Annotated in this window: 22 protein-coding genes, 2 pseudogenes and 1 riboswitch; of the genes and pseudogenes, 11 read left to right on the top strand and 13 right to left on the bottom strand. The window is 75.5% G+C overall.

Annotated elements, in window-relative coordinates; genetic code table 11:
- The first annotated feature begins 209 nt into the window (after positions 1 to 209).
- Positions 210 to 1,832: a chaperonin GroEL gene (groL, locus tag ACLQ22_RS04220; protein ID WP_425691157.1), complete on the top strand. Its 1,623-nt coding sequence runs from the start codon at positions 210 to 212 to the stop codon at positions 1,830 to 1,832.
- A gap of 56 nt (positions 1,833 to 1,888) precedes the next feature.
- Here the strand turns inward: groL and ACLQ22_RS04225 are convergent, their stop codons facing one another.
- The 3 genes from ACLQ22_RS04225 to ACLQ22_RS04235 form a co-directional block, all read right to left on the bottom strand.
- A complete protein-coding gene (locus ACLQ22_RS04225) occupies positions 1,889 to 2,086 on the bottom strand; it encodes a hypothetical protein (RefSeq protein WP_088998151.1) in 198 nt (65 codons plus the stop codon).
- 91 nt (positions 2,087 to 2,177) lie between these two features.
- Positions 2,178 to 3,107, bottom strand: coding sequence for a GNAT family N-acetyltransferase (locus tag ACLQ22_RS04230; protein WP_425691158.1), 930 nt, complete (start codon positions 3,105 to 3,107; stop codon positions 2,178 to 2,180).
- Positions 3,108 to 3,210: 103 nt separating this feature from the next.
- Entirely contained in the window at positions 3,211 to 3,921 is a 711-nt protein-coding gene (locus tag ACLQ22_RS04235; RefSeq protein ID WP_425691159.1) for a helix-turn-helix domain-containing protein, read from the bottom strand.
- A gap of 63 nt (positions 3,922 to 3,984) precedes the next feature.
- Here ACLQ22_RS04235 and ACLQ22_RS04240 point away from each other — a divergent pair, with 63 nt between their 5' ends.
- Positions 3,985 to 4,575, top strand: a complete 591-nt coding sequence (locus tag ACLQ22_RS04240) for a dienelactone hydrolase family protein (protein ID WP_425691160.1) — start codon at positions 3,985 to 3,987, stop codon at positions 4,573 to 4,575.
- 9 nt (positions 4,576 to 4,584) lie between these two features.
- Here ACLQ22_RS04240 and ACLQ22_RS04245 read toward each other — a convergent pair whose 3' ends face one another.
- Complete coding sequence (locus ACLQ22_RS04245) at positions 4,585 to 7,155, bottom strand: S8 family serine peptidase (protein WP_425691161.1); 2,571 nt, start codon at positions 7,153 to 7,155, stop codon at positions 4,585 to 4,587.
- Between the two features lie 78 nt (positions 7,156 to 7,233).
- Between ACLQ22_RS04245 and ACLQ22_RS04250 the strand changes: the two genes are divergently transcribed.
- Positions 7,234 to 9,051, top strand: coding sequence for a glycerol-3-phosphate dehydrogenase/oxidase (locus tag ACLQ22_RS04250; protein ID WP_121400179.1), 1,818 nt, complete (start codon positions 7,234 to 7,236; stop codon positions 9,049 to 9,051).
- 90 nt (positions 9,052 to 9,141) lie between these two features.
- On the top strand, positions 9,142 to 9,672 hold the full coding sequence (locus ACLQ22_RS04255) for a hypothetical protein (protein WP_425691162.1): 531 nt from the start codon (positions 9,142 to 9,144) through the stop codon (positions 9,670 to 9,672).
- A 25-nt stretch (positions 9,673 to 9,697) separates the two neighbouring features.
- Here ACLQ22_RS04255 and ACLQ22_RS04260 read toward each other — a convergent pair whose 3' ends face one another.
- Complete coding sequence (locus ACLQ22_RS04260; RefSeq protein WP_425691163.1) at positions 9,698 to 11,098, bottom strand: FAD-binding oxidoreductase; 1,401 nt, start codon at positions 11,096 to 11,098, stop codon at positions 9,698 to 9,700.
- 67 nt (positions 11,099 to 11,165) lie between these two features.
- Here ACLQ22_RS04260 and ACLQ22_RS04265 point away from each other — a divergent pair, with 67 nt between their 5' ends.
- Positions 11,166 to 11,612 (top strand): DUF4031 domain-containing protein, encoded by a 447-nt coding sequence (locus ACLQ22_RS04265; protein ID WP_425691164.1) that lies wholly within the window; start codon positions 11,166 to 11,168, stop codon positions 11,610 to 11,612.
- Here the strand turns inward: ACLQ22_RS04265 and ACLQ22_RS04270 are convergent.
- Positions 11,609 to 12,244, bottom strand: a complete 636-nt coding sequence (locus ACLQ22_RS04270; RefSeq protein ID WP_425691165.1) for an HD domain-containing protein — start codon at positions 12,242 to 12,244, stop codon at positions 11,609 to 11,611. The genes ACLQ22_RS04265 and ACLQ22_RS04270 overlap by 4 nt on opposite strands.
- Before the next feature lie 74 nt (positions 12,245 to 12,318).
- On the opposite strand from ACLQ22_RS04270, the gene ACLQ22_RS04275 reads away from it, so the two are divergent.
- Entirely contained in the window at positions 12,319 to 13,575 is a 1,257-nt protein-coding gene (locus ACLQ22_RS04275; RefSeq protein WP_425691467.1) for an FUSC family protein, read from the top strand.
- A gap of 99 nt (positions 13,576 to 13,674) precedes the next feature.
- Here ACLQ22_RS04275 and ACLQ22_RS04280 read toward each other — a convergent pair whose 3' ends face one another.
- Positions 13,675 to 15,066 carry a PLP-dependent aminotransferase family protein gene (locus ACLQ22_RS04280; RefSeq protein ID WP_425691166.1) on the bottom strand — a complete coding sequence of 464 codons (1,392 nt, stop codon included), beginning with the start codon at positions 15,064 to 15,066 and terminating at the stop codon, positions 13,675 to 13,677.
- Here ACLQ22_RS04280 and ACLQ22_RS04285 point away from each other — a divergent pair.
- Positions 15,065 to 16,003, top strand: coding sequence for a DMT family transporter (locus ACLQ22_RS04285; protein WP_425691167.1), 939 nt, complete (start codon positions 15,065 to 15,067; stop codon positions 16,001 to 16,003). The two genes, ACLQ22_RS04280 and ACLQ22_RS04285, sit on opposite strands and share 2 nt — an antisense overlap.
- 82 nt (positions 16,004 to 16,085) lie before the next feature.
- Here the strand turns inward: ACLQ22_RS04285 and ACLQ22_RS04290 are convergent, their stop codons facing one another.
- Positions 16,086 to 17,381: an aminotransferase class V-fold PLP-dependent enzyme gene (locus tag ACLQ22_RS04290; RefSeq protein ID WP_425691168.1), complete on the bottom strand. Its 1,296-nt coding sequence runs from the start codon at positions 17,379 to 17,381 to the stop codon at positions 16,086 to 16,088.
- Positions 17,382 to 17,427: 46 nt separating this feature from the next.
- Positions 17,428 to 17,548: riboswitch (SAM riboswitch) on the bottom strand.
- Between the two features lie 22 nt (positions 17,549 to 17,570).
- On the opposite strand from ACLQ22_RS04290, the gene ACLQ22_RS04295 reads away from it, so the two are divergent.
- Positions 17,571 to 19,064, top strand: a complete 1,494-nt coding sequence (locus ACLQ22_RS04295) for a PrsW family intramembrane metalloprotease (protein WP_425691169.1) — start codon at positions 17,571 to 17,573, stop codon at positions 19,062 to 19,064.
- A 63-nt stretch (positions 19,065 to 19,127) separates the two neighbouring features.
- Here ACLQ22_RS04295 and ACLQ22_RS04300 read toward each other — a convergent pair whose 3' ends face one another.
- Entirely contained in the window at positions 19,128 to 19,295 is a 168-nt protein-coding gene (locus tag ACLQ22_RS04300; RefSeq protein WP_165947924.1) for a hypothetical protein, read from the bottom strand.
- Between the two features lie 100 nt (positions 19,296 to 19,395).
- On the bottom strand, positions 19,396 to 19,734 hold the full coding sequence (locus ACLQ22_RS04305; RefSeq protein ID WP_121400053.1) for a GroES family chaperonin: 339 nt from the start codon (positions 19,732 to 19,734) through the stop codon (positions 19,396 to 19,398).
- 88 nt (positions 19,735 to 19,822) lie between these two features.
- Between ACLQ22_RS04305 and ACLQ22_RS04310 the strand changes: the two genes are divergently transcribed.
- Positions 19,823 to 21,190, top strand: coding sequence for an AI-2E family transporter (locus ACLQ22_RS04310; RefSeq protein WP_425691170.1), 1,368 nt, complete (start codon positions 19,823 to 19,825; stop codon positions 21,188 to 21,190).
- A gap of 121 nt (positions 21,191 to 21,311) precedes the next feature.
- Here the strand turns inward: ACLQ22_RS04310 and ACLQ22_RS04315 are convergent.
- A pseudogene (locus ACLQ22_RS04315) lies at positions 21,312 to 22,010 on the bottom strand (ATP-dependent DNA helicase); the annotation flags it as partial.
- Positions 22,011 to 22,130: 120 nt separating this feature from the next.
- Positions 22,131 to 23,548 (bottom strand): annotated as a pseudogene (locus tag ACLQ22_RS04320) (ATP-dependent DNA helicase); the annotation flags it as partial.
- Between the two features lie 69 nt (positions 23,549 to 23,617).
- Between ACLQ22_RS04320 and ACLQ22_RS04325 the strand changes: the two are divergent.
- Entirely contained in the window at positions 23,618 to 24,124 is a 507-nt protein-coding gene (locus ACLQ22_RS04325) for a DUF402 domain-containing protein (protein WP_425691171.1), read from the top strand.
- A 76-nt stretch (positions 24,125 to 24,200) separates the two neighbouring features.
- Here ACLQ22_RS04325 and sigJ read toward each other — a convergent pair whose 3' ends face one another.
- Complete coding sequence (sigJ, locus tag ACLQ22_RS04330; protein ID WP_425691172.1) at positions 24,201 to 25,163, bottom strand: RNA polymerase sigma factor SigJ; 963 nt, start codon at positions 25,161 to 25,163, stop codon at positions 24,201 to 24,203.
- 301 nt (positions 25,164 to 25,464) lie between these two features.
- On the opposite strand from sigJ, the gene ACLQ22_RS04335 reads away from it, so the two are divergent.
- The gene (locus tag ACLQ22_RS04335; protein ID WP_425691468.1) at positions 25,465 to 26,370 is read left to right on the top strand and encodes a PPK2 family polyphosphate kinase; all 906 of its coding nucleotides are present in this window, start codon (positions 25,465 to 25,467) and stop codon (positions 26,368 to 26,370) included.
- The last annotated feature ends 52 nt before the right edge of the window (positions 26,371 to 26,422 follow it).

The following is a 26,422-nucleotide window of genomic DNA, read 5'->3' on the forward strand; positions in this document are numbered from 1 at the left end:
GCGAGTGCCAACGGTCGGGGCGGTAGGGCCACGGTCGTAGCGGCGTCCAGACGCGGCTGCGGCACATGGCCGGTCGTCGCGGGCTATCCGGCCCGGCCGAGGAGACGTCGTCGTCGCCAGGTGGCGACGTCCCAAGGTGCGTACACCAGGCGGCCCATCCGGGACACACACTCCGGGTGGCCCGTGAGTGTCCAGGAGGACAACGCCGTATGGCCAAGATGATCGCGTTCGACGAAGAGGCGCGCCGCGGCCTCGAGCGGGGCATGAACCAGCTCGCCGACGCCGTGAAGGTGACGCTCGGCCCCAAGGGCCGCAACGTCGTGCTCGAGAAGAAGTGGGGTGCCCCCACCATCACCAACGATGGTGTGAGCATCGCCAAGGAGATCGAGCTCGAGGACCCCTACGAGAAGATCGGCGCCGAGCTGGTCAAGGAGGTCGCGAAGAAGACCGACGACGTCGCCGGTGACGGCACGACGACGGCGACCGTCCTGGCCCAGGCCCTGGTCCGCGAGGGCCTGCGCAACGTGGCCGCCGGTGCCAACCCGATCGCCCTGAAGCGGGGCATCGAGGCCGCCGTGGCCAGCGTCTCGGAGGAGCTGCTCAAGCTCGCCAAGGACGTCGAGACCAAGGAGCAGATCGCCTCCACCGCCTCCATCTCCGCCGGTGACACCAGCGTCGGCGAGATCATCGCCGAGGCGATGGACAAGGTGGGCAAGGAAGGCGTCATCACCGTCGAGGAGAGCAACACCTTCGGGCTGGAGCTGGAGCTCACCGAGGGTATGCGCTTCGACAAGGGCTACATCTCGGCCTACTTCATGACCGACCCGGAGCGCATGGAGGCCGTCTTCGACGACCCCTACCTCCTGATCGTCAACAGCAAGATCTCGTCGGTGAAGGACCTGCTCCCGATCCTGGAGAAGGTCATGCAGTCGGGCAAGCCGCTGCTGATCATCTCCGAGGACATCGAGGGCGAGGCCCTGGCGACCCTGGTCGTCAACAAGGTCCGGGGCACCTTCAAGTCGGTCGCCGTGAAGGCGCCGGGCTTCGGTGACCGCCGCAAGGCCATGCTGGCCGACATCGCCATCCTCACCGGTGGCCAGGTCATCAGCGAGGAGGTCGGCCTCAAGCTGGACGCCGTCGGCCTCGACATGCTGGGCCGCGCCCGCAAGGTCGTGGTGACCAAGGACGAGACCACCATCGTCGACGGTGCCGGCGACGCCGAGCAGATCCAGGGCCGGGTCAACCAGATCCGGGCCGAGATCGACCGGAGCGACTCCGACTACGACCGCGAGAAGCTGCAGGAGCGGCTGGCCAAGCTGGCTGGCGGCGTCGCGGTGATCAAGGTCGGCGCGGCCACCGAGGTCGAGCTGAAGGAGCGCAAGCACCGCATCGAGGACGCCGTCCGCAACGCGAAGGCCGCCGTCGAGGAGGGCATCGTCCCGGGTGGTGGCGTCGCGCTGGTGCAGGCCGGCAAGACCGCCTTCGACAAGCTGGACCTGGTCGGCGACGAGGCGACCGGCGCGCAGATCGTCAAGATCGCGCTGGACGCCCCGCTGCGGCAGATCGCCGTCAACGCCGGTCTTGAGGGCGGCGTGGTCGTCGAGCACGTCCGCAACCTCAACCCGGGTCACGGCCTCAACGCCGCCAACGGCGAGTACGTCGACCTGCTGGCCGCGGGCATCATCGACCCGGCCAAGGTGACCCGCTCGGCGCTGCAGAACGCCGCGTCGATCGCGGCGCTCTTCCTCACCACCGAGGCCGTCGTGGCGGACAAGCCGGAGAAGACCCCGGCCGCCCCGGCTGGTCCGGGTGGCGGGGACATGGACTTCTGAGTCCAGCTCCAACGCCGAAAGGGGCGGGCCGCGTCAGCGGTCCGCCCCTTTCGCTGTCACGTCGGCAGTGGCCGTTGGTTGCGTCTCTTCTGCGCCCGGTCGTACGGCTGCGGGATCTGCACCGGCTCGTCGACCAGCGTCACCGGCTCGTCGGCCGGCTCGTCGACGCCAGCCATCTCCGCCTGCTGCTCGGCGTCGCCGTAGTCGAGCCGGTCGAACGGCAACGGGCCGGGGCGTTCGTCGTCCGTGGTCATGGCTGCCTCCTCTACCGGAAACGGTAGGGCGCGACGATCACCAATGCGGGCGAATGGCGTTATGAGGATCTATATCCCCTTCGACCCTTTGTCAGCCCCCGAGTCCCTTGCGGTACAGGAAGAAGACGCGCTCGATCCGGGCACCCGCGCTGCCCGAGTAGAAGGGGACCGGCCCCACCCAGCCGATCTGCGCCGCCGTCACGCCCGCCGCCCGCTGGTCGCGCAGGCACCGGCGCAGCAGCACCCCGCCGATCCCCGAGCCCTCGGCCGCCGGGGCGGTGCCCATCGGGCCGAACCAGCTCGGCCGCGACGACCCGTACGCGGCGAAGCCGAGCACCTCGCCGTCGCGTTCGGCCAGGTGACAACCCGCCCCCTCCCGGCCCACCGAGCCGGCCAACTCGGCGTCCCAGGCCCCGCCGAAGGTGGCGCGGGCGAACTCCGCCAGCACCGGCAGGTCGCCCGCCTCGGCGCGGCGGACCGTCACCCCGAGCCCGGCCAGCCGCGCCTCCGCGGCCTCCGTCGGGCGCAGCGCGGGCGAGCCGTCGTACGACAGGTCGGCGGTCATGTTCCACGCCGTCCGGTCCTGTCGGTAGCCGAGCGCCAGCGCGGCACAGACCGCCGGGGTGTAGCGCACGTCGATGCCGGGCCAGGCGTAGTAGGGCGGATTCCCGGCGAGCAGCACCTCGGCCGCGCCGAGGCCGGCGAGGGCCCGCTCGGCGGTCGACAGCAGCGCCCGCCCCACGCCCCGCCGCCGGTGGGCGGGGTCCACCGCGACCAGGTCGACGTGACCACGGGCGTCGCCGTCGCTGGCGGCGAGGGAGCCGACGAGCACGCCCACGAGGCGCCCCTCCCGGTACGCGCCCCACGTGACCACCGGACGGTGGGTGGCGGCCCGTGCCCAGAGCGTGTCCACGATGGCCGGCGCCTCGGCCGTGTCCTCCGGCAGGTCGAGTGCCCGCCCGCAGAGTTCCACCACGGCGGGCCGCTGGTCGGGCCCCAGCTCGACGATCTCCAGGTCCATGGACGCCGACCCTAGATCACCGGAGCGTTCTGTCGGGAGGGGGCCTTGTCGGCGCCGCCCGGCCGGCGGGATGCCGTGGCGTGCCGCGACCGCCCCGGTCGCGTCAGCCGGCCGGCTTCGCCTCCGGTTGCGGTTCCGGCTTCGTCTCCGCCTCCGGTTGTGGTTCCGGCTTCGGCTTCGGTTCCGGCTTCGCCTCCGCCTCGGGCTTCGGTTCCGGCTCCACCTCCGGTTCCGGCCCCAGCTCCGGGTCGGGCTCCGGGAGGGTCGGCGCGTCGGTGGGGTAGAGGCCGGCGACGAAGCCGTAGACCTGATCGCCGGACCGGGGGATCTGGGCGAAGCGGCGGGCCAGCGCCTGGACCTCGGCCCAGAACGCGCGTACCTCCTCGACCGGGATACGGGCGTGGACGAGGGTGCAGCGCAGGTCGTCGGCGGCGTGGGCCGCGGCGGACTCGGCGACCGCCTCCGCGAGCCCGTTGACGGCGGTCGCGACCCGCTTGTCCTCGGGGCGGGTGAGCGCGCCGATGTAGAGCGTGCGGGCGACCCGGCCGTAGTACCGCTCGTCGATCGCCCGCACCCGCCGGGTCCGCACCACCCGGAGCAGGCCGGCGTCGACGAGCGCGTTCACGTGGTAGGCGACGCTGCTCTTGGGCCGATCGACCGCCCGGGCCAGCTCGGTCACCGTGGCGGCCCGCTCCAGGAGCAGCTCCAGGAGAGTCGCGCGCAGGGGATCGGCCAGCGCGCGGAGCTGCGCGGGCGCGGTGACCACGAGCATGTCGTCGAGGTCGTAGTCCGGGATCCGCTCATTGCTCGACATTTCTCGACCGTTCTAGAATCATGGATCATTCGATCGTTGTCGTCTGTTGACAGGAGTGTAGAGATGGCCGACGTCGTCCTGTTCCACCACCTGCGTGGGGTCACCGACGGGGTGCACGAGTTCGCCGAACAGTTGCGGGTCGGCGGGCACACCGTGCACACGCCGGACCTGTTCGACGGCGAGCGACCGGCGACCCTCGACGAGGGCTTCGCGCTGACGAAGCGCATCGGGGGCGAGGTGCTCCGCGAGCGCGCCGACCGGGCCGTGGCCAACCTGCCCGAAGGCCTGGTCTACGGCGGCTTCTCCTGGGGCGCCGCCACCGCCCAGCGGCTCGCCCAGACCCGGCCCGGGGCCCGGGGTGCGCTGCTCTACGAATCCTGCCTGCCCGTCACCGGCGAATGGGCCGTCGGCCCCTGGCCCGCCGGGGTCCCGGTGCAGATCCACGGCATGGACGCCGACCCGTTCTTCGCCCTGGAGGGCGACATCGACGCCGCCCGCGAGCTGGTCGGCATCGTCGGCCCCGACCTCGCCGAGCTGTTCGTCTACCCAGGCGATCAGCACCTGTTCACCGACAGCACGCTGCCGTCGTACGACGCGGACGCGACGACCCTGGTGGTGCGGCGGTCGCGAGGGCTGCTCGACCGGTTGCGCTGACCCCGGCTCTCACCCCCGCGCCCTCCGGACGGCGGCGTACGCGTCGACCAGGCCGGCGCCGGTGATGTTCGCGTCGCCGCCGCAGGTCTGCGTCCGGGAGGCGTACGTCGCCACGGCCGGGGCCGCGGTGTCCCGCAGGATCTGCCGCGTACGGGGCAGGTCGCCGACCAGCGCCGGGTCGGCCGACCACATCAGCGCCACCACGCCGGCCACCTGCGGCGTCGCCATGGAGGTGCCGCTCAGAACGGCGTACCCGCCGCCCGGCATCGCCGAGAGCACCTCGTCGCCCGGCGCGACCAGGTCCGGCTTGGCCGCCCCCGGCACCGGGCCCCGGGACGAGAACAGCGTCACCCGACGCTGCCGGTCCACCGCGCCCACGGTCAGCACGTCCGCGTACGGGGCGGGCGGGTCGTCGATCGAGCCGCAGTACGGCCCCGTGTTGCCGGCCGCGGCCACCACCATGATGCCGGCGGCGTCCAGGGCGGCGGTGGCCGGCCGGAGCACGCCCGGGTCGCAGCCCTCGATCGCCGGGCAGCCCCACGAGTTGGTGAGGATGTCCGGGGCGCGCGCCGGGCGCCCGTCGGTGAACGGGTCCCCGCCCGGGGGAAAGGGCGCCAGCATGAACTGGAGGCAGTCCAGGTAGTAGGCGGGGTTGCCGAGGTTGCGGTCCAGGTTGACGCAGCCGACCCAGCGGGCGCCCGGCGCCACCCCGATGCCGCCCCGCCCCACCGCGCTGCCTGCCGTGTGGGTGCCGTGCCCGCCCTGGTCGGTCGGCGCCCGGGTGCCGGCCCACGGGTCGTGCCAGGAGTCGTCGCCGCCCCGGAAGCCGCCCGCCAGCGCGGGGTGCCCGCCGTCCACGCCCGAGTCCGAACTGCCCACCACGATGCCGGAGCCGTCCACCCCGAGCTGGGACCAGACCCGGTCCGCACCGAGCATCCGGACGTTCCACTCGGGGCCGGCGGGCGCGGGCGCGGTGCCGCGACTGCGGCCGGCCGGCGCGGGCAGCGGTCGTACCCGCTGGCTGACGAGCACCCGGGCGACCTCGGGGCGGCGCGACAGCCAGGCCCGTACCGCCGGCCCGCCGTCCACCTCGACCGCGTTCACTAGGTAGTAGGGGGTGTGGTCCAGCCGCAGCCGGCGCAGGTCCCGGCGCAGGTCGGCCTGGGTCCGCTCGGCGGTCGCGACCAGCCGCCGGTGGACCTCGGCGACCCGGGCGTCCCGGCCGGCCCGACCGGTCGTCGCCGGGACGCCGGCGAGGTCGGCCTGCTCGCGGAGCACCACGAACAGCCGCTCGCCGTGCAGGCCGGACTGGCCCGCGCCGACGGCCACCACGCCGACCGCGACCAGCAGGGCGCCGGCGGTCACCCCGGCGACCCGCCGGCTCGGCCGCCGGCCCCGGGTGAGCAGCACCCCGTACGCCACGGCGAGGACGGCCGCGACGGCGAGCCCGGCGCCGGCGGCGGCGGCCACCCAGAACGGCACGTCCCGGGTGCCGGCCAGGAGGAGGGTGATCTCCTCGGGGTCGGCGAAGGCCAGCGGACCGAGCACGCCGAGCCCGACCAGCCAACGGGCCGCGGGCCGGAGGGCGCCCGTCCCCGCCCGCCCGGCCTGCTCCCGGCCGTCGGGGTCGGTGGGGACGGCTCCGGCGGGATCGGCCGGGAGGGGGCCCGACGGGTCGGCCGGAGCGACCCCCGGGGAGCCGACGGGGGCGGAATCCGGCGGGCCGGCCGGGGTCGGGCGGCGGGCCGCCGCGTGCAGGGCCGCCAGCGCGAAGCCGACCGGCGGCAGGGTCAGCAGCAGGGGGAGCTGGGCCCCGGACTGCCCCACCCCGGCGGCGAGCAGCAGCAGCGCGACCCCGGCGACCAGCCCGCCGACCAGCACCAACCGGGTCGGCCGGGGCGGCTCGCCGACGGTGAAGCGGGACCAGAACGCGTCGTCCAGCAGCGCCCCGGCCAGCACGCCCAGTGCGGCGGCGGCGAGCCCGGCGAGCACCGTCTCCAACAGCCCGCCGAGCGCCCCCAGCCAGGCCCAGGGCAGCAGCAGCGCCAACCCGCCGGCCACCCCGAGCAGCGTGGCGGCCGACGCGGGCACCCGGCGCGTCGCGACAGCCGCGGGCACCCGGCGCGTCGCGACCGCCGCGCGGCGGGCCAGCGCCCGCAGGACGAGGGCGGCCAGGGCGGCCGTGGCGGCCAGCGCGGCGAGGTACGCCTCGTGGTGCACCGGTGGCAGTGCCCGGAGCAGCCCCAGCGCGCCGAGCGCGAGCGCCGCCGCCAGCCAGGTCCGGCCGGCGGTGCGGGCCGCCGCCGAGCGGGGCAGCAGGGCGAGCGCCAGCGCGGGCGCGCCCACCAGCAGCACGGTGAACAGCACCGTCGCCGGCCAGAGCCAGACCACGCGGTCCAGCCCGGAGGCCAGCAGGACCTGGTCGGCCAGCCAGCCGCCGAGCTGGCCGACGACGACGAGTCCGACCGTCCAGCAGCCGGTCACCGCCGCCGCCACCACCGCCCAGGGGCTCGGCCGGCCCGGCGTGGCCGCCGGGCGTGGGACGGGTTGACCAGCGGGGAACGGGGGGCCGACCTCCATCCCCAGACAGTACGGCGCGGACGGCGTGTCCCGCGGGATGGCGGCGGCGGTTACGGTGGACGGGTGCGTGACCCCAACGTGTCCCGAACGACGGCCGGCCAGCTCTCCCCCGAGCGCCGGGCCGCCGACCTGCGCCGCCTGCGCGCCGAACGCTTCGACGTGCTGGTCATCGGCGGTGGCGTGACCGGAGCGGGGGCCGCCCTGGACGCGGCCTCGCGGGGGTTGAAGGTGGCCCTGGTGGAGGCGCGCGACTACGCCGCCGGCACCTCCAGCCGCTCCAGCAAGCTCATCCACGGTGGCCTGCGCTACCTGGAGCAGCTGGAGTTCCACCTGGTGCACGAGGCGCTCACCGAGCGCGGGCTGCTTGCCACCCGGCTGGCCCCGCACCTGGTCCGGCCGGTGCCGATCCTGGTTCCGCTGCCCGACGGGCGGGGCGTACGCGGCCTGCCCGCCCGGCTGTTCCGCCGCTCCTACTACGGCGCCGGCGTGGCGGCCTACGACGCCTTCGCCGGGGTCTTCGGCGGCGGGCGCGGCATGCCGCTGCACCGGCACCTGACCCGCGAGGGCGCCCGCCGGGTCTTCCCCAGCCTGCGCGCCGACGCGGTGGCCGGCGCCATCCGCTACTACGACGGGCAGGTCGACGACGCGCGGCTGGTGGTGACCCTGGCCCGCACGGCGGCCAGCCTGGGCGCGACCGTGGTGACCAGCACCCGGGCGGTCGGGCTCATCCGGCAGGCCCGCGAGGTCACCGGCGTCCGGATCCGCGACCTGGAGGCGCCCCCCGGCTCCCCGGACGCCGAGTTCGAGGTACGCGCCCGCACCGTCATCGCCGCCACCGGGGTGTGGAGCGACGACATGTCGCGGATGCTGAACGACGTCGGGCTGCGCCCCGGGATCCGCGTCCGGGCCTCCAAGGGCGTGCACCTGGTGGTGCCCCGCTCGGCGATCACCGGCGAGGCCGGGCTGATCCTGCGTACGGCCACCAGTGTGCTCTTCGTCATCCCGTGGGGCGGGCACTGGATCATCGGCACCACCGACACCGACTGGCGGCTGGACCGGTCCCACCCGGCGGCCTCCGCGCGGGACATCGAATACCTGCTGGAGCAGGTCAACACGGTGCTCGACCGGCCCCTCACGACGGCGGACATCGAGGGCGTCTACGCCGGGCTGCGGCCGTTGCTGGCCGGCGAGGCCGACTCCACCTCCAAGCTGTCCCGCGAGCACGCCGTCTTCGAGCCGATGCTCGGTCTGCTGCTGGTCGCCGGCGGCAAGTACACGACGTACCGGGTGATGGCATCCGACGTGGTCGACCGGGCCGCCCACCGGCTCGGTGCCGTACGCCCCTCCCGCACCGCCGACCTGCCGCTGCTCGGCGCCGACGGCTACCCGGCGATGTGGCGGGACCGGGCGGACCTGGCCCGCCGGCACGGGATGCCGGTCGGGGTGATCGAGCACCTGCTGGAGCGCTACGGCACCCTCACCCGCGACCTGCTCGCGCTGATCGACGCGGACCCGCTGCTGGCCTCCCCGCTGGCCGGCGCCCCGGAGTACCTGGCGGCCGAGGTGACGTACGCGGCCCGGGCCGAGGGGGCGCTGCACCTGGAGGACGTGCTCACCCGGCGGACCCGGATCTCCTTCGAGACGGCGCACCGGGGCCTGGAGTCGGCGGGCCACGCGGCCGAGCTGATGGGCGCGGTGCTCGGCTGGGACGAGGCCACCCGGGCCCGCGAGGTGGAGCACTACCGGGCCCGGGTGGAGGCAGAACGCGAGTCCCAGCTGATGCCCGACGACGCCACCGCCGACGCCGCCCGGCTCGGCGCACCCGACGTACGGGGCTTCGCGGCGGACCGCGGCGCGGACGACGACCAGGCCGAACTGCCGTCCTCGTCCCGCTGACCGGCGCGGCCCCGGTCACCCCCTACATTCGCCCGCCCCACCCCGGTCAGCGGTTACGGCCCTTACCTACGGTGGGGTAGGTTCCGGCGCGTGCCCCCCGCTTCCTGGTCGCGTCCGGTCCGCGTGTCCGTCGCCGCCCTGTTGGCCGCCGCCCTCGCCGGCTGCTCGCTGCCCGGAAGCGCCGACGACGGCCCCGCGCCGGGGCCGGCCGGCACCGGGTTGTCGCAGCCGGGTCCCGGCGGTGCGGCGACCGCAGGGAAGGGCGAGGTCAGCCTCCTCCAGCGGGTCGGCACGGACGGCCCGCTGCGCACGCTCAACGTGGAACCGGACGGCAGGTGGGAGTGCGTCGACTGCGCCGGCGACGGCGTGACGTCGACCGGGATGCTCGGCCCGGAACACGTCACCCGGCTCCAGGGGCTGCTCGCCGACCCGGGGCTGGCGAAGGAGACCGACCAGGCCCGGCGCTACCAGGTCACCTGCATCGACGCCCTGACCTCCAGCCTGCTCACCTCGACCGGCCTGGTCACGTCGCAGGACTGCCCGGGCGAGGAGCACCCGCCCATCGCCAACGAGATCCTGCTGCTGCTCACCCAGGCCACCCCGGCCGAGATGACCGCCTGACGGCGCCCGCCCCGGTCCGCGCCGGTCAGAGGACCTTGCCGGGGTTGAGTAGGCCGGCCGGGTCCAGGGCGGCCTTGATCGCCTGGTGCACCCGGACGCCGACCGGGCCGATCTCGCGGGCCAGCCAGTCGCGCTTGAGCAGGCCCACGCCGTGCTCGCCCGTGCAGGTGCCGCCCAGCTCCAGGCCGAGCCGCATGATCTCGTCGAAGGCGTGCCGGCCGCGTTCGAGGCTCGCCGGGTCGGCCCGGTCCACCACGATGTTCGGGTGCATGTTGCCGTCGCCGGCGTGGCCGACCACGCCGATCGGCACGTCACACTCCGCCGCGATCCGGGCCACCCCGTCGAGCAGCGCGGCCAGGGCGCCCCGGGGCACCGCCACGTCGTCGATGACCAGGCCGCCGTTGCCGCCCGGGTACGTCTCCGCCGCGAACTTCTCCATCGCCGGGTGCGCGAGCCGGCGGGCCTGCAGCAGGGCCGCCGCCTCCACGGCGTCGGTGGCCGCGTAGACCTCGTCGGCGCCGGCCGCCTCGCAGACCGCGGCCAGGCCGGCCAGGTCGTCGGCCGCGCGGGAGCCGGTGTCGGCGGCGGCCAGCAGCAGCGCCTGGGCGTCCGTGCGCAGCCCCATCGGCCGGTACGCCTCGATCGCGCGCAGGTGCGTCCGGTCGAGCAGCTCCAGCAGGCTGGGGGAGAGCCCCCGGGCGGCGATCTCGGCGACGGCCGCGCCGGCGGCGGCGGTGGACGGGAAGACCGCCACCATGGTCAGCGACTGCGCCGGGGCGGGCCGCAACGCCACGGTCACCTCGGTGATCACGCCGAGGGTGCCCTCGGAGCCGACGAAGAGCCGGGTGAGGTCGTACCCGGCCACCCCCTTGGCGGTACGCCGGCCGGTGCGCAGCACCTCGCCGGAGGCGAGCACCACCTCCAGCCCCAGCACGTACTCGGTGGTGACGCCGTACTTGACGCAGCACATGCCACCGGCGTTGGTGGCGACGTTCCCGCCGATCGTGGACGACTCCCACGAGCCCGGGTCGGGCGGGTACCACAGCCCCTGCTTCGCCACGGCGGCGGCGAGCGTCGCGTTGACCACGCCGGGCTGCACCACGGCGATCCGGCTGACCGGGTCGATCTCCAGCACCGCGTCCATCGCGACGGTGCTCAGCACCAGCGCGCCGTCGACGGCGTTGGCCGCGCCGGCCAGCCCCGTGCGCGCCCCCTGCGGCACCACCGGTACGCCGTGCCGCGCGGCCGCCCGCAGCGCGGCGGCCACCTGTGCGGTGGTGCGGGGACGGACCACGACCAGGGGCGTGCCGGCGGCGCAGAGGTCGGCCTCGTCCCGCTCGTGCATCCGCAGCAGGTCCGGGTCGGTCAGGACGGCGTCGTCGCCGAGCGCCGCCCGCAGGTCGTCGAGGAGGGGGGAACCGGCCATGTCGCCGAGGCTACGGTCGGTCCCGCGCGATCACCAACCGGTCCCCGCTGGGGGTAGCTTGGCCGACATGCTCTACCTGGACCGGCCCGCCTGGCCGTGGCGGGGACGGCTCTGGTCCCACCTGATCAGCGACGTCTCCCCCGCCGAGCTGCACGCCTTCGCCGAGACGTTGGGCGTGCCCCGCCGGGGGTTCGACCGGGACCACTACGACATCCCGGCCGACCGGTTCGCGATGGCGGTCTGGCTGGGCGCCCGGGTGGTGCCGAGCCGGGAGCTGGTACGCCTGCTCCGCGAGGCCGGCCTGCGCCGCCCCAAGCACCTGACCCGCCCTCGCCCCGACCAACCCCCCACCCCCACCCCCACCCCCACCCCCACCCCGGCCTGCGTCGATCATGCGGTTGTGGTGCCCCGCGAAAGCCACGAAGGGGCGCTTCTCGCCCACCACAACTCCATGATCGACGCGCGAGGGCGGGAGGGCGGAAGGCAGGGGCGGGAGGGAACGGGGCGGGGTTAGGAAAGGGTGGATAGTTCGCGGGTCAGGTTGGCTCGGGCCTGGGACTCCCAGCGGCGTGTCAGGGGCGGCAGCCGGAACAGCGCCGGCAGGGCGAGCAGCCCGGCGAGCACCCGGGCACGGCCGGCCCGGAAGGCGGGCTCGGGCACGTGCGCGTACTCCCGGCGGATCGCCGCGGCGTAGCGGTCGTACGCCTCGGGTGGCGCCGCCAGGACGGCCAGGTCGGCGTCGCAGAGCAGCGCGCCGTCGGCGTCGCCCGGCTCCACCGCGTGCCCGGCGGTGAGCAGCACCAGCCGGCGCACCTCGGCCACGGCGTCGGCCGGCAGGCCCGCCCGGGTGAGCAGCGTGCCGGCGAGCGCCGCGCTGTCGCGCTCGTTGGCGTCGCCCCCGGCGCGCGGGTCGTAGACGGCGTCGTGGCACCAGGCGGCGAGGCGCACCAGGTCCGGCCGCCCGGCGGCCGGCGCGTGCGCGTCGACCACGTCGAGGACGGCCGCCAGGTGGTCGGCGTCGTGGTAGTGCCGGTGGGGCTCCCGCCAGCGGGTCAGCAGATCCTCGCCGACCCGGGTCAGCTCCGCCGCGTCGGTCATTCCGGCGCCCCGGGCCGCGGCCCGCCACCGGTCGAGAAGGTCGACCACCCGGCCGAGTCTGCCCTACCGCCGTCCCCGCCGAGGATTCACCAGGCGTGGCACGGGTAGTCCCCGCCATGGCCGTGGCCCGGGACCGTCGACCCTCACTGGTGCGACGCGCCATACTGCGCGACCGGGGCAAGGAGCTCGACACGGCCCGGGTCGCCCAGGCCGTGGAGACCCTGCGGCACCGCAGCAAGACCACCCTGCACGACCGCCTGCACCGGTTGCGGATGGCGATGGGTCTCGCCGTGCAGGCCGGCCTCGCCGCCGGACTGTCCTGGCTGGCGGCGCACGAGCTGCTCGGCAACCCGCAGCCGGTCTTCGCGCCGATCTCCGCGGTCGGCACCCTCGCCGCCTCGGTCGGCCAGCGGTTCCGCCGTACGGTGGAGTTGATCGTCGGGGTGGCGATCGGGGTGGCCGTCGGTGACTTCCTCATCTACCTGCTCGGCACCGGCCCTTGGCAGCTCGGCCTGGTGGTCACCCTGGCCATCGTGCTGACCATCTTCGCGGGCGCCAGCGTGGCCATCGTCATCCAGGCGGCGGCCACGGCGGTGCTGATCGTCACGCTCAGCCCGTCGACCGAGAACCTGGAGATCCCCCGGTTCATCGACGCGTTCGTCGGCGGCGGCATCGCGCTGCTGGTCACCGCCATCCTGCTGCCGCTCAATCCGCTGCGGGTCATCAACCGGGCCGCCCGGCCCGCCCTGGACCTGCTCGCCGCCCAGCTCGACATGGCCGCGGACGCCCTGCGGGAACGGGACCGGGACAAGGCCCAGCGGGCCCTGGATCGGCTCCGCAACAACCAGGATGAGCTGAGCGCCTTCACCGAGGCCATCGAGGGGGCTAAGGAGACCGCCATGCTCTCCCCGGCCCGGTGGCACCGGCGGGACGAGCTCACCCACTACGCCGACGCCGCCGACCCGATCGACCGGGCGATGCGCAACGCCGGCACGCTGACCCGGCGCGCGGTGACCCTGATCGAGGACGAGGAGCCCATCCCGGAGACGATGCCCGACGCGGTGTCCCATCTCGCCGAGTCGGTACGCCTGCTCAAGCACGAGTTCGCCGTCGGCGAGGAGCCGGAGCAGGCACGGGAGCGGGCGCTGCGCGCCGTCAGCGAGGCCGGCCGGGCGTACGCCGAGGGGGTCGGCTTCTCCGGCAGCGTGGTGATCGCGCAGGTGCGGACCACCGCCAGCGACCTGATGGTGGCCTCCGGCGTCACCCAGGAGGAGGCGAACCGCGGGGTCCGGCAGTCCTTCGGCGACCAGGACCGGCCGCGCAACGAGGGGGAGCGGGACGACGGCCCGAAGCCGCCCGCCGCCCCGCCGCTCGGCTGACCCGCACCCCCCGTCGCCGGTCAGGTTGCAGGGCGCGGGCGAATGACCCATGCCCGCGTCGCCCGGTCGGGCCCGCAGGACGCGGGCGAGTGTCCCCGGTCAGGCCCGCAGGGCGCGGGCGAGACGGTGGACGGCCTCGTCCATGAGGTCGGGTGGGGCGGCGGCGTAGGTGAGGCGAAGGTGGGGGGCCGGGGGTTCGGCGGCGTACCAGGGGCGGCCGGGGAAGACGACGACGCCCTCGGCGGCCGCGGCGGCAGCCAGCGCGACGTCGTCGGTGCCCTCCGGCAGGCGTACCCAGAGGTGCATGCCGCCGCGCGGGACCGGCTGCCGGGCCAGTTCCGGCAGGTGCCGGCGGAGCGCGGTCAGCAGCGCCTCCCGGCGGGTCCGCAGCGCGGTGCGCAGGGCGCTGCGGTGACGGGTCCAGGCCGGGGCGGTGACGAAGTCGAGCGTGGCCTGTTGCAGTGGCCCGGCGACGAAGAAGTCGTCGAGCAGCCGGGCCGCCCGCAGCCGGGCGCCGGCCGGGCCCCGGGCGCCGATCGCCGCGACGCGCAACCCGGGGGCGGTCGACTTGGTCAGCGAGCGCAGGTAGACGACGTGCCCGTCGGGGTCGTCGGCGGCCAGCGGCGGCGGGGCCTGGCCGTCGATGGTGAGGTCGCGGGCGTAGTCGTCCTCGATCAGGAACGCCCCGGCGTCGCGTACGGCCTCGGCGACCCGGGCCCGGCGGTGATCCGCGAGCGTCGCGCCGTGCGGGTTGGCGTACAGCGGCTGGCAGTAGAACAGCCGGGCGCCGGTGCGGGCGAACGCGGCGGCGAGCTGGTCGGGCCGTACCCCGTCGGCGTCGGCGGGCACGGGCACCACCCGTAGGCCGGCTGCCCGGGCGGCGGCCAGTGCGCCCAGGTAGGTCGGCGACTCGACGAGCAGGGTGTCGCCGGGCGCGGCGAGCGCCCGCAGCGCGGACGACAGCGCGGCCTGTCCGCCCGGGCAGATCACCATGTCCCCGGCGCGCAGCCCGGCCCCGGCCTCGCGGGCGAACCAGGCGCGCAGGTCCTCGCGCCCCTCGGCCGGCCCGCGCTGCCAGGACGCGGGCTGCCGGGCGGCGCGGGTGAGCGCGGCCCCGAGCGCGGCGGCGGGTTGCAGCTCCGCGTCCAGGTAACCCCCGGACAGCGGGATCGCTCCTGCGGGCGGTAACGCCAGTAGCGCCTGCATCTCGTCCTCGCCCGGTCGGCGGGGGCCGAGCGCCACGGTCTGCCACGACAGGTCGGGGGCGTGCCACTCGCGGGGCGGGGCGGCCACGAAGGTGCCTCTGCCGGCCCGAGTCTCGACCAGCCCCTGGGCCACGAGCTGCCGGATGGCCTCGGCGACGGTGACCGGGGAGGCCTGGTGCCGGGCGGTCAGCTCGCGCACCGAGGGCAGCCGGGTGCCGGGCTCCGCGACGGCCGCGAGCGCGCGCAGGTCTTGGACGACGCGGTCGGCTGCGTTACCGTCATTCATGAACGGCAACAGTAGCGCTACTGTCAGGACCACGGTAACGGCGGACCGGACGGTCGGTCTCGCCCTCGGCGCGCTGGGCGTGCTCGCCTTCAGCATGTCGCTGCCCGCGACCCGCGTCGCCGTGCAGCAGCTCGACCCGTGGTTCGTCGCCTTCGGCCGGGCCGTCGGCGCGGCGCTGCTGGCCTGGGCGTACCTGCGCTCCACCGGCGCCCCGCCACCCACGCGCGGTCAGTGGCGGCGGCTGACGGTCGTCGCCCTCGGCGTCGTCGTCGGTTTCCCCCTGTTCACCTCGCTGGCGCTCATCACCCAGACCTCCGCGCACGGCGCGGTCGTCATCACCGTGCTGCCCGCCATGACCGCCGTGTTCGCGGTGCTGCGGGCCGGCGAGCGACCGCCGCCGCTGTTCTGGGTCGCCAGCGCCGGCGGGCTGCTGGCGGTGCTCACCTTCCTCGGCGCCAGCGGCGCGGTACGCGGGGCCCTCGCCCCGCCCGACCTGTTCCTGCTCGCCGCGGTCGTGCTCTGCGGCCTGGGCTACGCCGAGGGCGGTGCGCTCGCCCGCGAGCTGGGCGGCGCCCGGACGATCTGCTGGGCGTTGCTGCTCTCGCTGCCCGTCACCGTGCCCGTCATGGTCGTCGCCGCCGTGGCCGCTCCGCCGCGCGCCGACCCCGTCGCCTGGTCGGCGTTCGGCTACCTCACCGTGGTCTCCATGTTCCTGGGCTTCTTCGCCTGGTACGCGGGCCTGGCCCGGGGCGGCATCGCGCAGGTCGGCCAGATCCAGCTCGCCCAGCCGGTGCTCACCCTGCTCTGGTCGGCGCTGCTGCTCGGCGAGGCCGTCACCCCCGCCTCGATCGCGGCGGCGGTGGCCGTGCTGGCGTGTGTGGTGCTGATCCAGCGCACCCGCGACCGCGCGCCGGCACCGGCGGTGGGGGAGGCCTGACGGTACCCGCCGCTGCGCGCGGGGCCCGTACCGGAGCCGGCCGCCCCGCCGGCTCCGGTACGAGAAACGGGGCGTGGGCCGGTCAGGCCAGCGCGGCGAGGGCGGCGAGCAGCCGGTCCACGTGCCCGGTCGTGCTGCCCAGGCCGATGCTGGCGCGCAGGGCGGTCGGCGGCAGGTCCCGCCGACCGCTGCGGGCGGCCGCCTCGCCGAGCAGCCGCCGGGCCAGCGGGTGGGCGCAGAAGAGGCCGTCGCGCACCCCGATGCCGTACGTCGCCGCCAGTTCCGCCGCCACCTCCGCCGAGTCCCGGCCGGCCACCACGAACGACACGATCCCCACCCGGGGCGCGGCCGGCCCGAACATGCGCAACTCCAGCACGTGCGGCAGGGCCGCGAAGCCCGCGCGCAGCCGGGTCAGCAGAGCCTGCTCGGCGTCGTGCAGGGCGGCCCGGTCGGCGTCGGCCAGCGCGGCGCAGACCGCCGCCAGGGCGACCGCGCCGAGCAGGTTCGGCGTGCCCGCCTCGTGCCGGGCCGGGCCGGTCGCCCACCGTACGTCGTGGGTGGCCGCCCCGACGTGGCTGGTGGCGCCCCCGCCGGCCAGGTACGGCGGCGCGGCGTCCAGCCAGTCCGCCCGCCCGACGAGCACCCCCGTGCCGAACGGCGCGTACAGCTTGTGGCCGGAGAGCGCGAGGTAGTCGACGTCGAGGGCGGCGACGTCCACCGGCGCGTGCGGGGCGAGCTGCGCGGCGTCCACCGCGATGCGGGCCCCGTGCCGCCGGGCCACCCGGGCCAGCTCGGCCACCGGCCAGCGTTCGCCGGTCACGTTGCTCGCGGCGGTCACCGCGACCAGCACGGGCGGGCCTTGCCCGGCGCCGGGGCGGGCGGGCCCCGAAGGGCCCCTCGCGTCCGGCCTGCGCAGCTCGCCGAGCGCGGCGTCCAGCGCGCGGACCGCCCCGGCGGGCTCCTCCGGCACCGGCAGCCGGACCGAGCCCCGCGGCCAGGGCAGCAGGTTGGCGTGGTGCTCCCCGCCGAAGGTGACCACCGTCGTGCCGGCGGGCAACGCCCGGGCCAGCAAATTCAACGCGTCGGTGGTGTTGCGGGTGAAGACCACGTGGTCGTCGGCTCGGGCGCCGAGGAAGTCGCCGACCGTCTGCCGGGCGCGCTCGTAGGCGAGGGTGCAGCGCCGCGACAGCGCCCCGGCGCCGCGGTGCACGCTGGCGTACCAGGGCAGCAGCTCGGCTACCGCGTCGGCCGCGGCCCGCGCGCAGGGCGCGGTGGCCGCGTAGTCGAGGTTCACCTGGCCGGGTACGCCCAGCACGTCGAGCGGGGCGGCGACGGCGGGCGGCTGCGGCGCGGGCGGGGGTACGAGGGTGACGGTCATGGCCGACCTCCGGGTCCAGGGACCCCGGGTGGGCGCACACGGGCGGGGTCCGCGCTTGCCCGGCGCGCGGATCGGGCCGGGCCCGGTCATCACCCGGGGCACCCCACCGCGAACTCGACGAGGGTTGCCGGCCAGCAAGCCGGGGCTTGACGCTGGCGCTCGTGACCTGCCGGCAGCATAGCCGGGTGAATGCGGCCGGACCAGGCGGCCGGGGATGGCTACGCTGACCGCATGGCCGACACCCCGCCCGGCGCACCCCTGCCGCCGTCGCCGACCGCGCCCGCCGTTCCGCCGCCCGGCGGGGCCGGGCCCCGGATGCCGCTGCGTCGGCTGGGGTGGCGCCGGGCCCTGGTGCTGGCCGGCACCGTCCTGTTCATCGCGGCGTGCGCGCTGTTCATGGTCTTCACGCTGGGCGAGAACCTGGGCGTCGAGGCGCTGCTGATCGGCGTGGTGGCCGCGATCCTCCCGGTTCCGGTGCTGGTGGGCTGTTTCCTCTGGCTCGACCGCTACGAGCCGGAGCCCCTGAAATACCTGGTCTTCTGCTTCGCCTGGGGCGCGTTCGTCTCCACCGCGGCCTCGCTGACCGTCAACGAGTTCTCCGCCGGGCTGTTCGAGGACTGGGGGCTGCCGACCGCGCTGACCGCGGTGCTGGTCGCGCCGTTCATCGAGGAGCTGACCAAGGCCCTCGGGCCGATCCTGCTGCTGATCTTCCGCCGGCGGGAGTTCTCCGGGATCACCGACGCCCTGGTCTACTGCGGGCTCTCCGCGATCGGGTTCGCCATGGTGGAGAACATCCTCTACCTGGGCGGCTACGGCTACGCCACCGGCGTGGAGCGGTACGGGCCGGCGACCGGCACCCAGCAGGTCATCGCCATCTTCATCGTCCGGATCCTGCTCTTCGGCTTCGCCCACCCGCTGTTCACCTCCATGACCGGGGTGGGGCTGGGTATCGCCGCGCGCGCCGCCAGCCGGTGGGTGCGGGTGCTCGCGCCGCTCGCCGGCCTGCTGCTGGCGATGATGCTGCACGGGCTCTGGAACCTGCTGCCGACGCTCACCCAGGCCACCGGCGAGACGCTGATCATGTTGTACGGGTTCATCGGCGTGATGGTGCCGGTCTTCTTCGGCATGGTCGGGCTCGCCGTGTGGCTACGGGCCTGGGAGGGGCGGCTCACCGAGCGGACCCTGCCCGACTACGTCCGGGCGGGCTGGCTCACCCCGCCGGAGGTGGCGGCGCTGAGCAGCCTGGGACGGCGGCACGCGGCCCGGGTGTGGGCCAAGCGGGTGGCCGGCGACGGCGGGTTGAAGGCGATGCGCGGCTACCAGTTCGCGGCGACCCGGCTGGCGCTGCTGCGCGACGGCGCGCTGCGCGGCCTGGACCGCCGCCCGGTGGACCGGGAGCGGACCGCGCGGGAGGAACGGGAGCTGCTGGAGGCGATCGGCGCGTACCGGTCGTTCTTCGTGGGCCGGGACCCGCAGGCGCCGGCGGGGATCTGGGACGGGCACCGCTACCACCTGCGGTTCCCGGACGGCACGCAGCGGACGGTCGAGGCGCCGGACGAGCCCGTCGTGCCGATCCCGGTGGTGCTCGTCCCGCCGCCGCCCCCGGCGCACCCGGCCAACTTCGGCCCGCCCGGCTGGCACGGCCAGCAGCCGCCGGCGCCGTGGCCCCCCGGTCGCCCCTGACCCAGCCGCCGGCCACGCCCTGACCCCGGGACCGGGGCCGCCCTGTGAGGTCGGCCCCGGTCGTCAGGTCATCAGGCTGGTGAGGAAGTCACCGAGGCCCTGCGCCATCGCCATCAGCCCTGCCCCGATCGCCTTGAACATCTCCGCCGCGCCCTCCGGCCGGAAGGCCATGAAGTAGATCAGGAACGCGACGCTCCCCCAGAGCAGAATCTTCTTCACGAGTACCGGCATCGCGTCCCTCCCCAGGGCCGGTGATGCGGCTGGCTTCCCGGCGGGGAGCGACGCAAACGGCACCGGCGCCCTCATCCGGGCGGGTGGGGCGGGGGTGGGCTCAGAGGTAGAGGCCGGTGGAGTCGTTCTCCACCCGCTCGGCGGCCACGGCGTGCACGTCGCGTTCGCGCAGCAGCACGTACCCGCGGCCGTGCAACTCGACCTCGGAGCGGTCGTCGGGGTCGAAGAGGACCCGGTCGCCCGAGACGATGGCGCGTACGTTCGGCCCCACGCCCACGGCGGTGGCCCAGGCCAGGCGCTTGCCCACGGCGGCGGTCGCCGGAATCACGATGCCGGCGGTCGAGCGTCGCTCACCCTCGCTCCCCTCCATCCGCACCAGCACACGGTCGTGCAGCAGGCGGATCGGCAGCTTGGAGTCGAGATTCTGGTCGGCGGTCACGCCGGAGACGCTACCGTGTCCCGGTCGGCCGGCCGTGGGCGGTTACGCGCCGGGGGCCGGGGGCAATGTGTGGCGGACCTGCCCTACGGTGGCGTCGTCGGACGTATCCTGTCCGCCCACCGGCGTGGGCGGGCCGGTCTCTTGCCAGGAGGTGCGCTTGAGCCGCTTCGAGCAGATACGCGGACGGCTCCGTCGCGCGTACGAGTCGGGCCGGGAGTCGGTGCGGACGCGCCGTACGGACCCGGTCGACGGCCCCGAACCGGCCGGCGTGGCCTCGCCGACGTCCCCCGGACCGGCGGCGGCGCCGTCCGCGACCGTGGTCGGCGCCCCGCCGCCCGGGGCGATGCACAACTCCACCTCCAGCCGCGACGACGCGGACGTGCCGCACGCGTTGCGGATCGCCGCCGCCTGGTCCTGGCGGCTGATCGTGATCGGCGTCGTGGCCTGGGCGCTGCTGAAGATCGTCGGCACGGTCCGGATCGTGGTCATCCCGCTGGCCGTCGCGCTGCTGCTCTCGGCGCTGCTCGCGCCGGCGGTCGGCTGGCTGCTGCGGGCCCGGTTCCCCCGGTCCATGGCGACGGCCGTGGTCCTGGTGGGCGGCCTGGCCGGGGTGATCGGCACGCTGACCCTGGTGGTGAACGAGTTCATCCAGGGCGTGCCGGAGCTGAGCAAGAAGTCCTCGGAGGGCGTCCGGCAGATCCAGGACTGGCTGAAGACCGGCCCGCTGCACCTCTCCGACGGACAACTCGACAACTACATCGAGGAGGGCCAGAAGTGGATCAACAACAACACCGAGAAGTTCACCAGCGGCGCCCTCTCCACGGCCGCCACGCTGGCTGAGGTGCTGACCGGCACGCTGCTGGTGCTCTTCGCCACCTTCTTCTTCCTGCGGGACGGCAACAAGATCTGGCGCTTCCTGGTCCGGCTGCTGCCGGTGGCCGCCCGCTGGAAGGTCGACGACGCCGGGCGGGCGTCCTGGGCGACCCTGGTCGCCTACGTCCGGGCGACCGTGCTGGTCGCCTTCATCGACGCGGTCGGCATCGGCGTCTTCCTGGTCATCTTCGACATCCCGTTCGCCTTCCCGCTCGCCGCGCTGGTCTTCCTCGGGGCGTTCATCCCGATCGTCGGGGCGACCCTGTCGGGCGTCGTCGCGGTCCTGGTCGCGCTGGTCGACAGCGGCCCGGTGACCGCGCTGATCATCCTCGGCGCGGTGATCGGGGTGCAGCAGGTGGAGGGGCACCTCCTCCAGCCGCTGATCATGGGCCGGGCGGTGGCCATCCACCCGCTCGCGGTCATCATCGGCATCGCGGCCGGCGTGGTCCTCGCCGGGATCACCGGCGCGCTGGTCTCGGTGCCGCTGATCGCCGTGCTCAACACGGCCGTGCGCCGGCTCGCCGCCCGCACCGTCCCGGACACCCCGCCCGACGCCGTCGTCGTCGCCTCCCAGGCGCCCTGACCCACCCGACAACGCGGCCACGATCCGCGCAGCCGCACCGAGAGGGTGGCCTCCCGAGCCGGGGGTCACCCTCTCGGCGTCGCGTGGCCCCGGCAGGCGGTGCCGGGACCGGCGCGCGGGGTCAGGGCTTGGCGAGGCGTTCGAGGGCGCCGCGGGCGACCTCGGGCCGGGTGGTGTACCAGAACGGCGGCAGCGACCGGCGCAGGAACGGCCCGTAGCCCCGTGCGGTCTCCAGGCGCGAGTCGAGCACCGCCACCACGCCCTTGTCGCCCGTCGACCGGATCAGCCGCCCCACCCCCTGGGCCAGCCTGATCGCGGCGATCGGCACGCTGACCGCCGCGAAACCCGACCCGCCGCCGGCGTCCACCGCCGCCGCCCGCGCCGCCGCCAGCGGCTCGTCCGGCCGGGGGAAGGGCAGCCGGTCGATGACCACCAGCTGGCAGGAGTCGCCCGGCACGTCGACCCCCTGCCAGAGCGACATCACCCCGAACAGGCAGCTGGACTTCTCCTCCCGGAACCGGCGTACCAGCAGCGGCAGCGCCTCCTCGCCCTGGAGCAGGACCGGCAGGTCGGTCCGCGCGCGCAGCAGCTCCGCCGCCTGCTGCGCGGCCCGCCGGGAGGAGAAGAGGCCGAGCGTACGCCCGCCGAGCGCGGTGACCAGCGCGAGCAGCTCCTCGCCGGCCGCGTCGGGCAGCCCGGAGACGCTGGGCCGGGGCAGGTGCGCGGCGACGTACAGGATGCCCTGCCGGGGGTAGTCGAACGGCGAGCCGACGTCGAGGGAGCGCCACCCCGGCCCCGAGGTCGCCGGTGCCCCCGCCGGGCCGGTCGGGGCGCCGCCCCCGGTCGCGCCGCTGCCCTCCGCCGGCCCGGTGCCGCCGGTGCGCCCGGCGGAACGGGCGGCCAGGGCGGCGGCGGCCGGCGACGGCGGGTCGGCCGGGGGCGCCTCCAGGCCCAGCGCCCGGGCCACCGTGTCGAACCGGCCGCCCAGCGTCAGCGTCGCCGAGGTGGCGACCACCGTGCGCTCCTCGTACAGGTGGGTGGCGAGCGTGCCGGCGACCGAGAGCGGCGCGACCACCAGCGCCCGGCGACCGGTGTTGTCGTTCTTCTCCACCCAGGCGACGTCGTGGTCGGCCTCCTCCAGCAGCCGCTGCGCGGTGGCGGAGAGCTCGTCGAGCACGGCCTTGGCCTGCTGCTTGCGCACCGGGTCCGGGTCGTCGGACTTGACCTCGCCGATCGCGTCGAGCGCCGCCCGGGTGGCCGCGTCGAGCAGGGTGCACGCCTCGCGCAGCGCGGACGGCAGCCCCGAGGTGATCCGCCCGGCCGGCGCCTCGGCCAGCCCGACCGCCAGGGCGTCGCCGGCCGCGGTGAGCGACTCGGCGACGTCCGGCCGCAGCAGCGGGCGGGCCCGCTTCGCGGAGCGGTCGATCAGCTCCGGCACCAGCTCGGCCTGCGCGGCGGAGGAGACCCGGTCGGCCAGCTCGTGCGCCTCGTCGACGATGAGCAGCTTGTGCGGCGGCACGATGTGCCGGCCGGCGAGCATGTCCACCGCGAGCAGGCTGTGGTTGGTGACCACGATGTCTGCCTCCCGGGCGCGGGCCCGGGAAGCCTCGGCGAAGCACTCCGCGCCGAACGGGCAGCGGGATGCGCCGACGCACTCCCGGGCCGGCATGGAGACCAGCCGCCAGGCCTGGTCGTCGACGCCCGGGTCCAGCTCGTCACGGTCGCCGGTGTCGGTCTTCTCCGCCCAGTCGCGCAGCCGCTGGACCTGCTTGCCGAGCCGACCCGCCTCGCCGAGCCACTTGGTGCCGCCGCCGGGGCGTGCGGCCGGGGCGTCGAAGAGGGTGTCCTCCGGCTCGTCCTCGGTGGAGTTGTCCAGCCGGGCCAGGCAGAGGTAGTGGTGCCGGCCCTTCAGCACCGCGAAGGTGGGCCGCCGGCCGAGCACCGGCTCCACGGCGTCGGCGAGCCGGGGCAGGTCGTGGTCGACCAGTTGGGACTGCAACGCCAGGGTGGCCGTGGAGACCACCACCGGACCGTCCACCGTCAGCGCGGGCGTCAGGTAGGCCAGCGACTTGCCGGTGCCCGTGCCGGCCTGCACCAGCAGGTGCTCCCGCGCCTGCACGCACTCCTCGATGGCGGTCGCCATCTGCTGCTGACCGGGACGCGCCGCCCCGCCCGGCACCGCGCCGACCGCGGCGGCGAGCAGCTCCACCCCGCTCGGCCGGGCGCCCCGCCGCCGGCCTCCGGTGCGGGGCGAGGGGGCGGCGGAACCGGTGGCGAGGCGCGGAGTCACCGTGCGACGGTACCCGCCGTCCCCGACACCGGCCGCGCCGATCCGGGTGTGGCGTCGTCACGGTACGGTCTCCCGTCGACCGCGTCCGGTTACTTCCGTGCGGCGACCGATGGGCGGTATCGGTTAGGGTGCGACTCATGCCGAGCGACATGGTCCGCGTGATCTACCGCAAGTACGACGGCAGCGCCCACCGTGACTACCCGGCCCGCCGTCTGGCCGAGGACGAGCTCGGCGTCTGGCTCGGCGTGACCGAGGGCACGAAGTCCGTCTACCACGGCCGGCCGTCGGTGGAGCAGATCCCGTTCGTCCTCCTGGTGCCGCACCACGCCTGGTGGACCGGCATGTTCAACCCGCCGCCCCGGACCAGCGAGGTCTACTGCGACATCGCCAGCCCGGCCCGCTGGGAGAACGACGACACCGTCCACCTCATCGACCTCGACCTCGACGTGGTGCGTCGGCGGGCCACCGGCCTGGTGGAACTGCGCGACGAGGACGAGTTCGCCGAGCACCGCGCCCGCTTCGGCTATCCGGACGACGTGGTGACGCAGGCCGAGGCGGCGGCCCGGTGGCTCCTCGGGGCGCTGGGCGACGGCGTCGAACCGTTCGCCACGTCGTACCGGAAGTGGCTGGCCCTGGTGGTCTGACCGCCGGGCCGGCGGGACCCGAGCTGGCTGCCGCACATGCGGCTCGTCGGGATCAACGGCAGCGGCCCGGTCCTCATCAGCGCGGCGGCCAGCCGTCCTCGGCCGCCAGCGGCGGCAGGTCGCCCAGCTTCTCCGGGTTGAGCTGGTGGAACAACCCGGTCACCCGGCCGTCGTCGACCGCGAGGGCGGCGACGACCCGCAGCGTCCGGCCGTCCGGGTGCGGGCTCTCCATGTGCAGGCCCTCCACGCCGTCGACCAGCACCCGACGGGCGCGCAGCGTGCCGCCGTACCGGCCGGCGCGGCCGAACAGGCCCAGGACGAAGCGGGCCACCGAGTCGGCCCCGACCACCGGGCGCCGGGCCGCCGGGAAGTGGCCGCCGCTGTCGCCGATGGCGACCACGTCCGGGGCGAGCACCCGCACCAGCGCGGCCAACTCGCCCGACTCGACGGCGGCCACGAAGGCGGCGAGCACCCGGCGCTGCTCGACGGCGTCGGCGGTGTGCCGGGGCGCGTCGGGCGCGTGCACCGCCCGGCGGGCCCGGGAGGCGAGCTGGCGGGCGGCGGCGTCGGTCGTGCCGAGCACCTCGGCGATCCGGGAGAACGGCACGGCGAAGACGTCGTGCAGCACGAACGCGACCCGCTGCTCCGGCGCGAGTCGCTCCAGCACCACCATCAGGGCGGTGCCGACCTGGTCGGCGCGGACCGCCCGCTCGGCGGGGTCGGGCGCGAAGCCGTCGGTACGCGGGCCCTGGTCGAGCGGCGTCACCACGGGCTCCGGCAGCCACTGGCCCGGGTACGCCTCCCGCCGCATCCGCGCCGAGCGGAGCACGTCCAGGCAGATCCGGGCGCAGGTGGTGGTGAGCCAGGCGCCGAGGTGCCGGATCTCGGCGCGGGCCGCCGGGTCGGCGAGCGCGGCGGCGTACCGCAGCCAGGTCTCCTGGACGGCGTCCTCCGCCTCGCTGCGGCTGCCGAGCATCCGGTGGGCCACCGCCAGCAGCCGCCCCCGCTCCACCTCGAACTCCGCCACCAGATCCCCCACGCCACCCCTCCCGCCCTGACCCGCTCCCGCCCCGCCCACCCGCTCCCGCCCCATTCTCCCGCCCCCCGCACCCGCGCCCCGAGAGCGGGTCGATCATGCAGTTCTGGTGCCCCGCACAAGGGGCGAAGGCGCCGATTTCGCCCACCATAAGTCCATGATCGCGGGGCCGAGGGGCGACGGTCGGCGGGCGGGACGGGTGGGGGTGGGTGATGATCCGAGGGTGCGAGCGACTGATGAGCCGGACGTGGGCGGCGCGGGTGCGGAGCGGGTCGACGGGGTCGTGGGGCCGGTCGGGGGCGGCATGCGGGAGTTGCTCCGGGTGACGCCGGGCGCGCCGGCCGACCTCGGGGCGGTCGATCCCCGGTCGACGCCGGGTCTGCCCGGGCCCGAGGTGACCGGCCGGCGGCGCAAGGAGTGGGCGCGCCGCCAGGTCGGCCTGGTCGGCGCGGAGCTGGGTCGGCAGCAGGAGATGCTCTTCGCCGACGCGAAGGCCCGGGAGGCGGCCCGGGGCGGTGGCGCGGACGGGCCGGGTGCGGCCGCCGGGCGCCGGGTGCTGCTGGTGCTCCAGGCGATGGACTGTGGCGGCAAGGACGGCACCATCAAGCGCGTGGCCGGCGCGATGAACCCGCTGGGCCTGCACGTCCGCTCGTTCGGTCCGCCCACCCCCGAGGAGCTGCGGCACGACTTCCTGTGGCGGATCCGGCGGGCGCTCCCGCCGCCCGGTCAGGTGGGGGTCTTCAACCGCTCGCACTACGAGGACGTGCTCGTGGCGCGCGTCGACTCGCTGGTTCCCGAGTCGATCTGGCAGGCCCGGTACGACGAGATCAACGCCTTCGAGCGGGAGCAGGTCGACGCCGGGGTGGCCCTGGTGAAGGTGATGCTGCACATCTCGTACGCCGAGCAGGGCCGGCGGCTGCTGGAGCGGCTCGACGAGCCGCGCAAGCACTGGAAGTACGACCCCTCGGACATCGACGCCCGCGCCCGCTGGGACGACTACCAGGCCGCGTACGCCGAGGCCCTGGGCCGGTGCGGCACGGACGCCGCGCCCTGGTACGTGGTGCCGGCGGACCGCAAGTGGTACCGCGACTGGGCCGTCGCGCACCTGCTACGCGAGACGTTCGACACTCTCGATCTCGGGTATCCGCCTGCCGGTTTCGACGTCCGGCGCGAACGGGAGCGGCTGCTGGGACCCGGGAGAACGGCGTAGATGAACGGCAGGTGAACGACCGGTGAATGTGGCCTGACCAGGGGGAGGCCGC

The sequence above is a fragment of the Micromonospora sp. DT178 genome, from assembly GCF_049841695.1.
In the GTDB taxonomy this organism is placed as follows: Bacteria; Actinomycetota; Actinomycetes; order Mycobacteriales; family Micromonosporaceae; genus Micromonospora.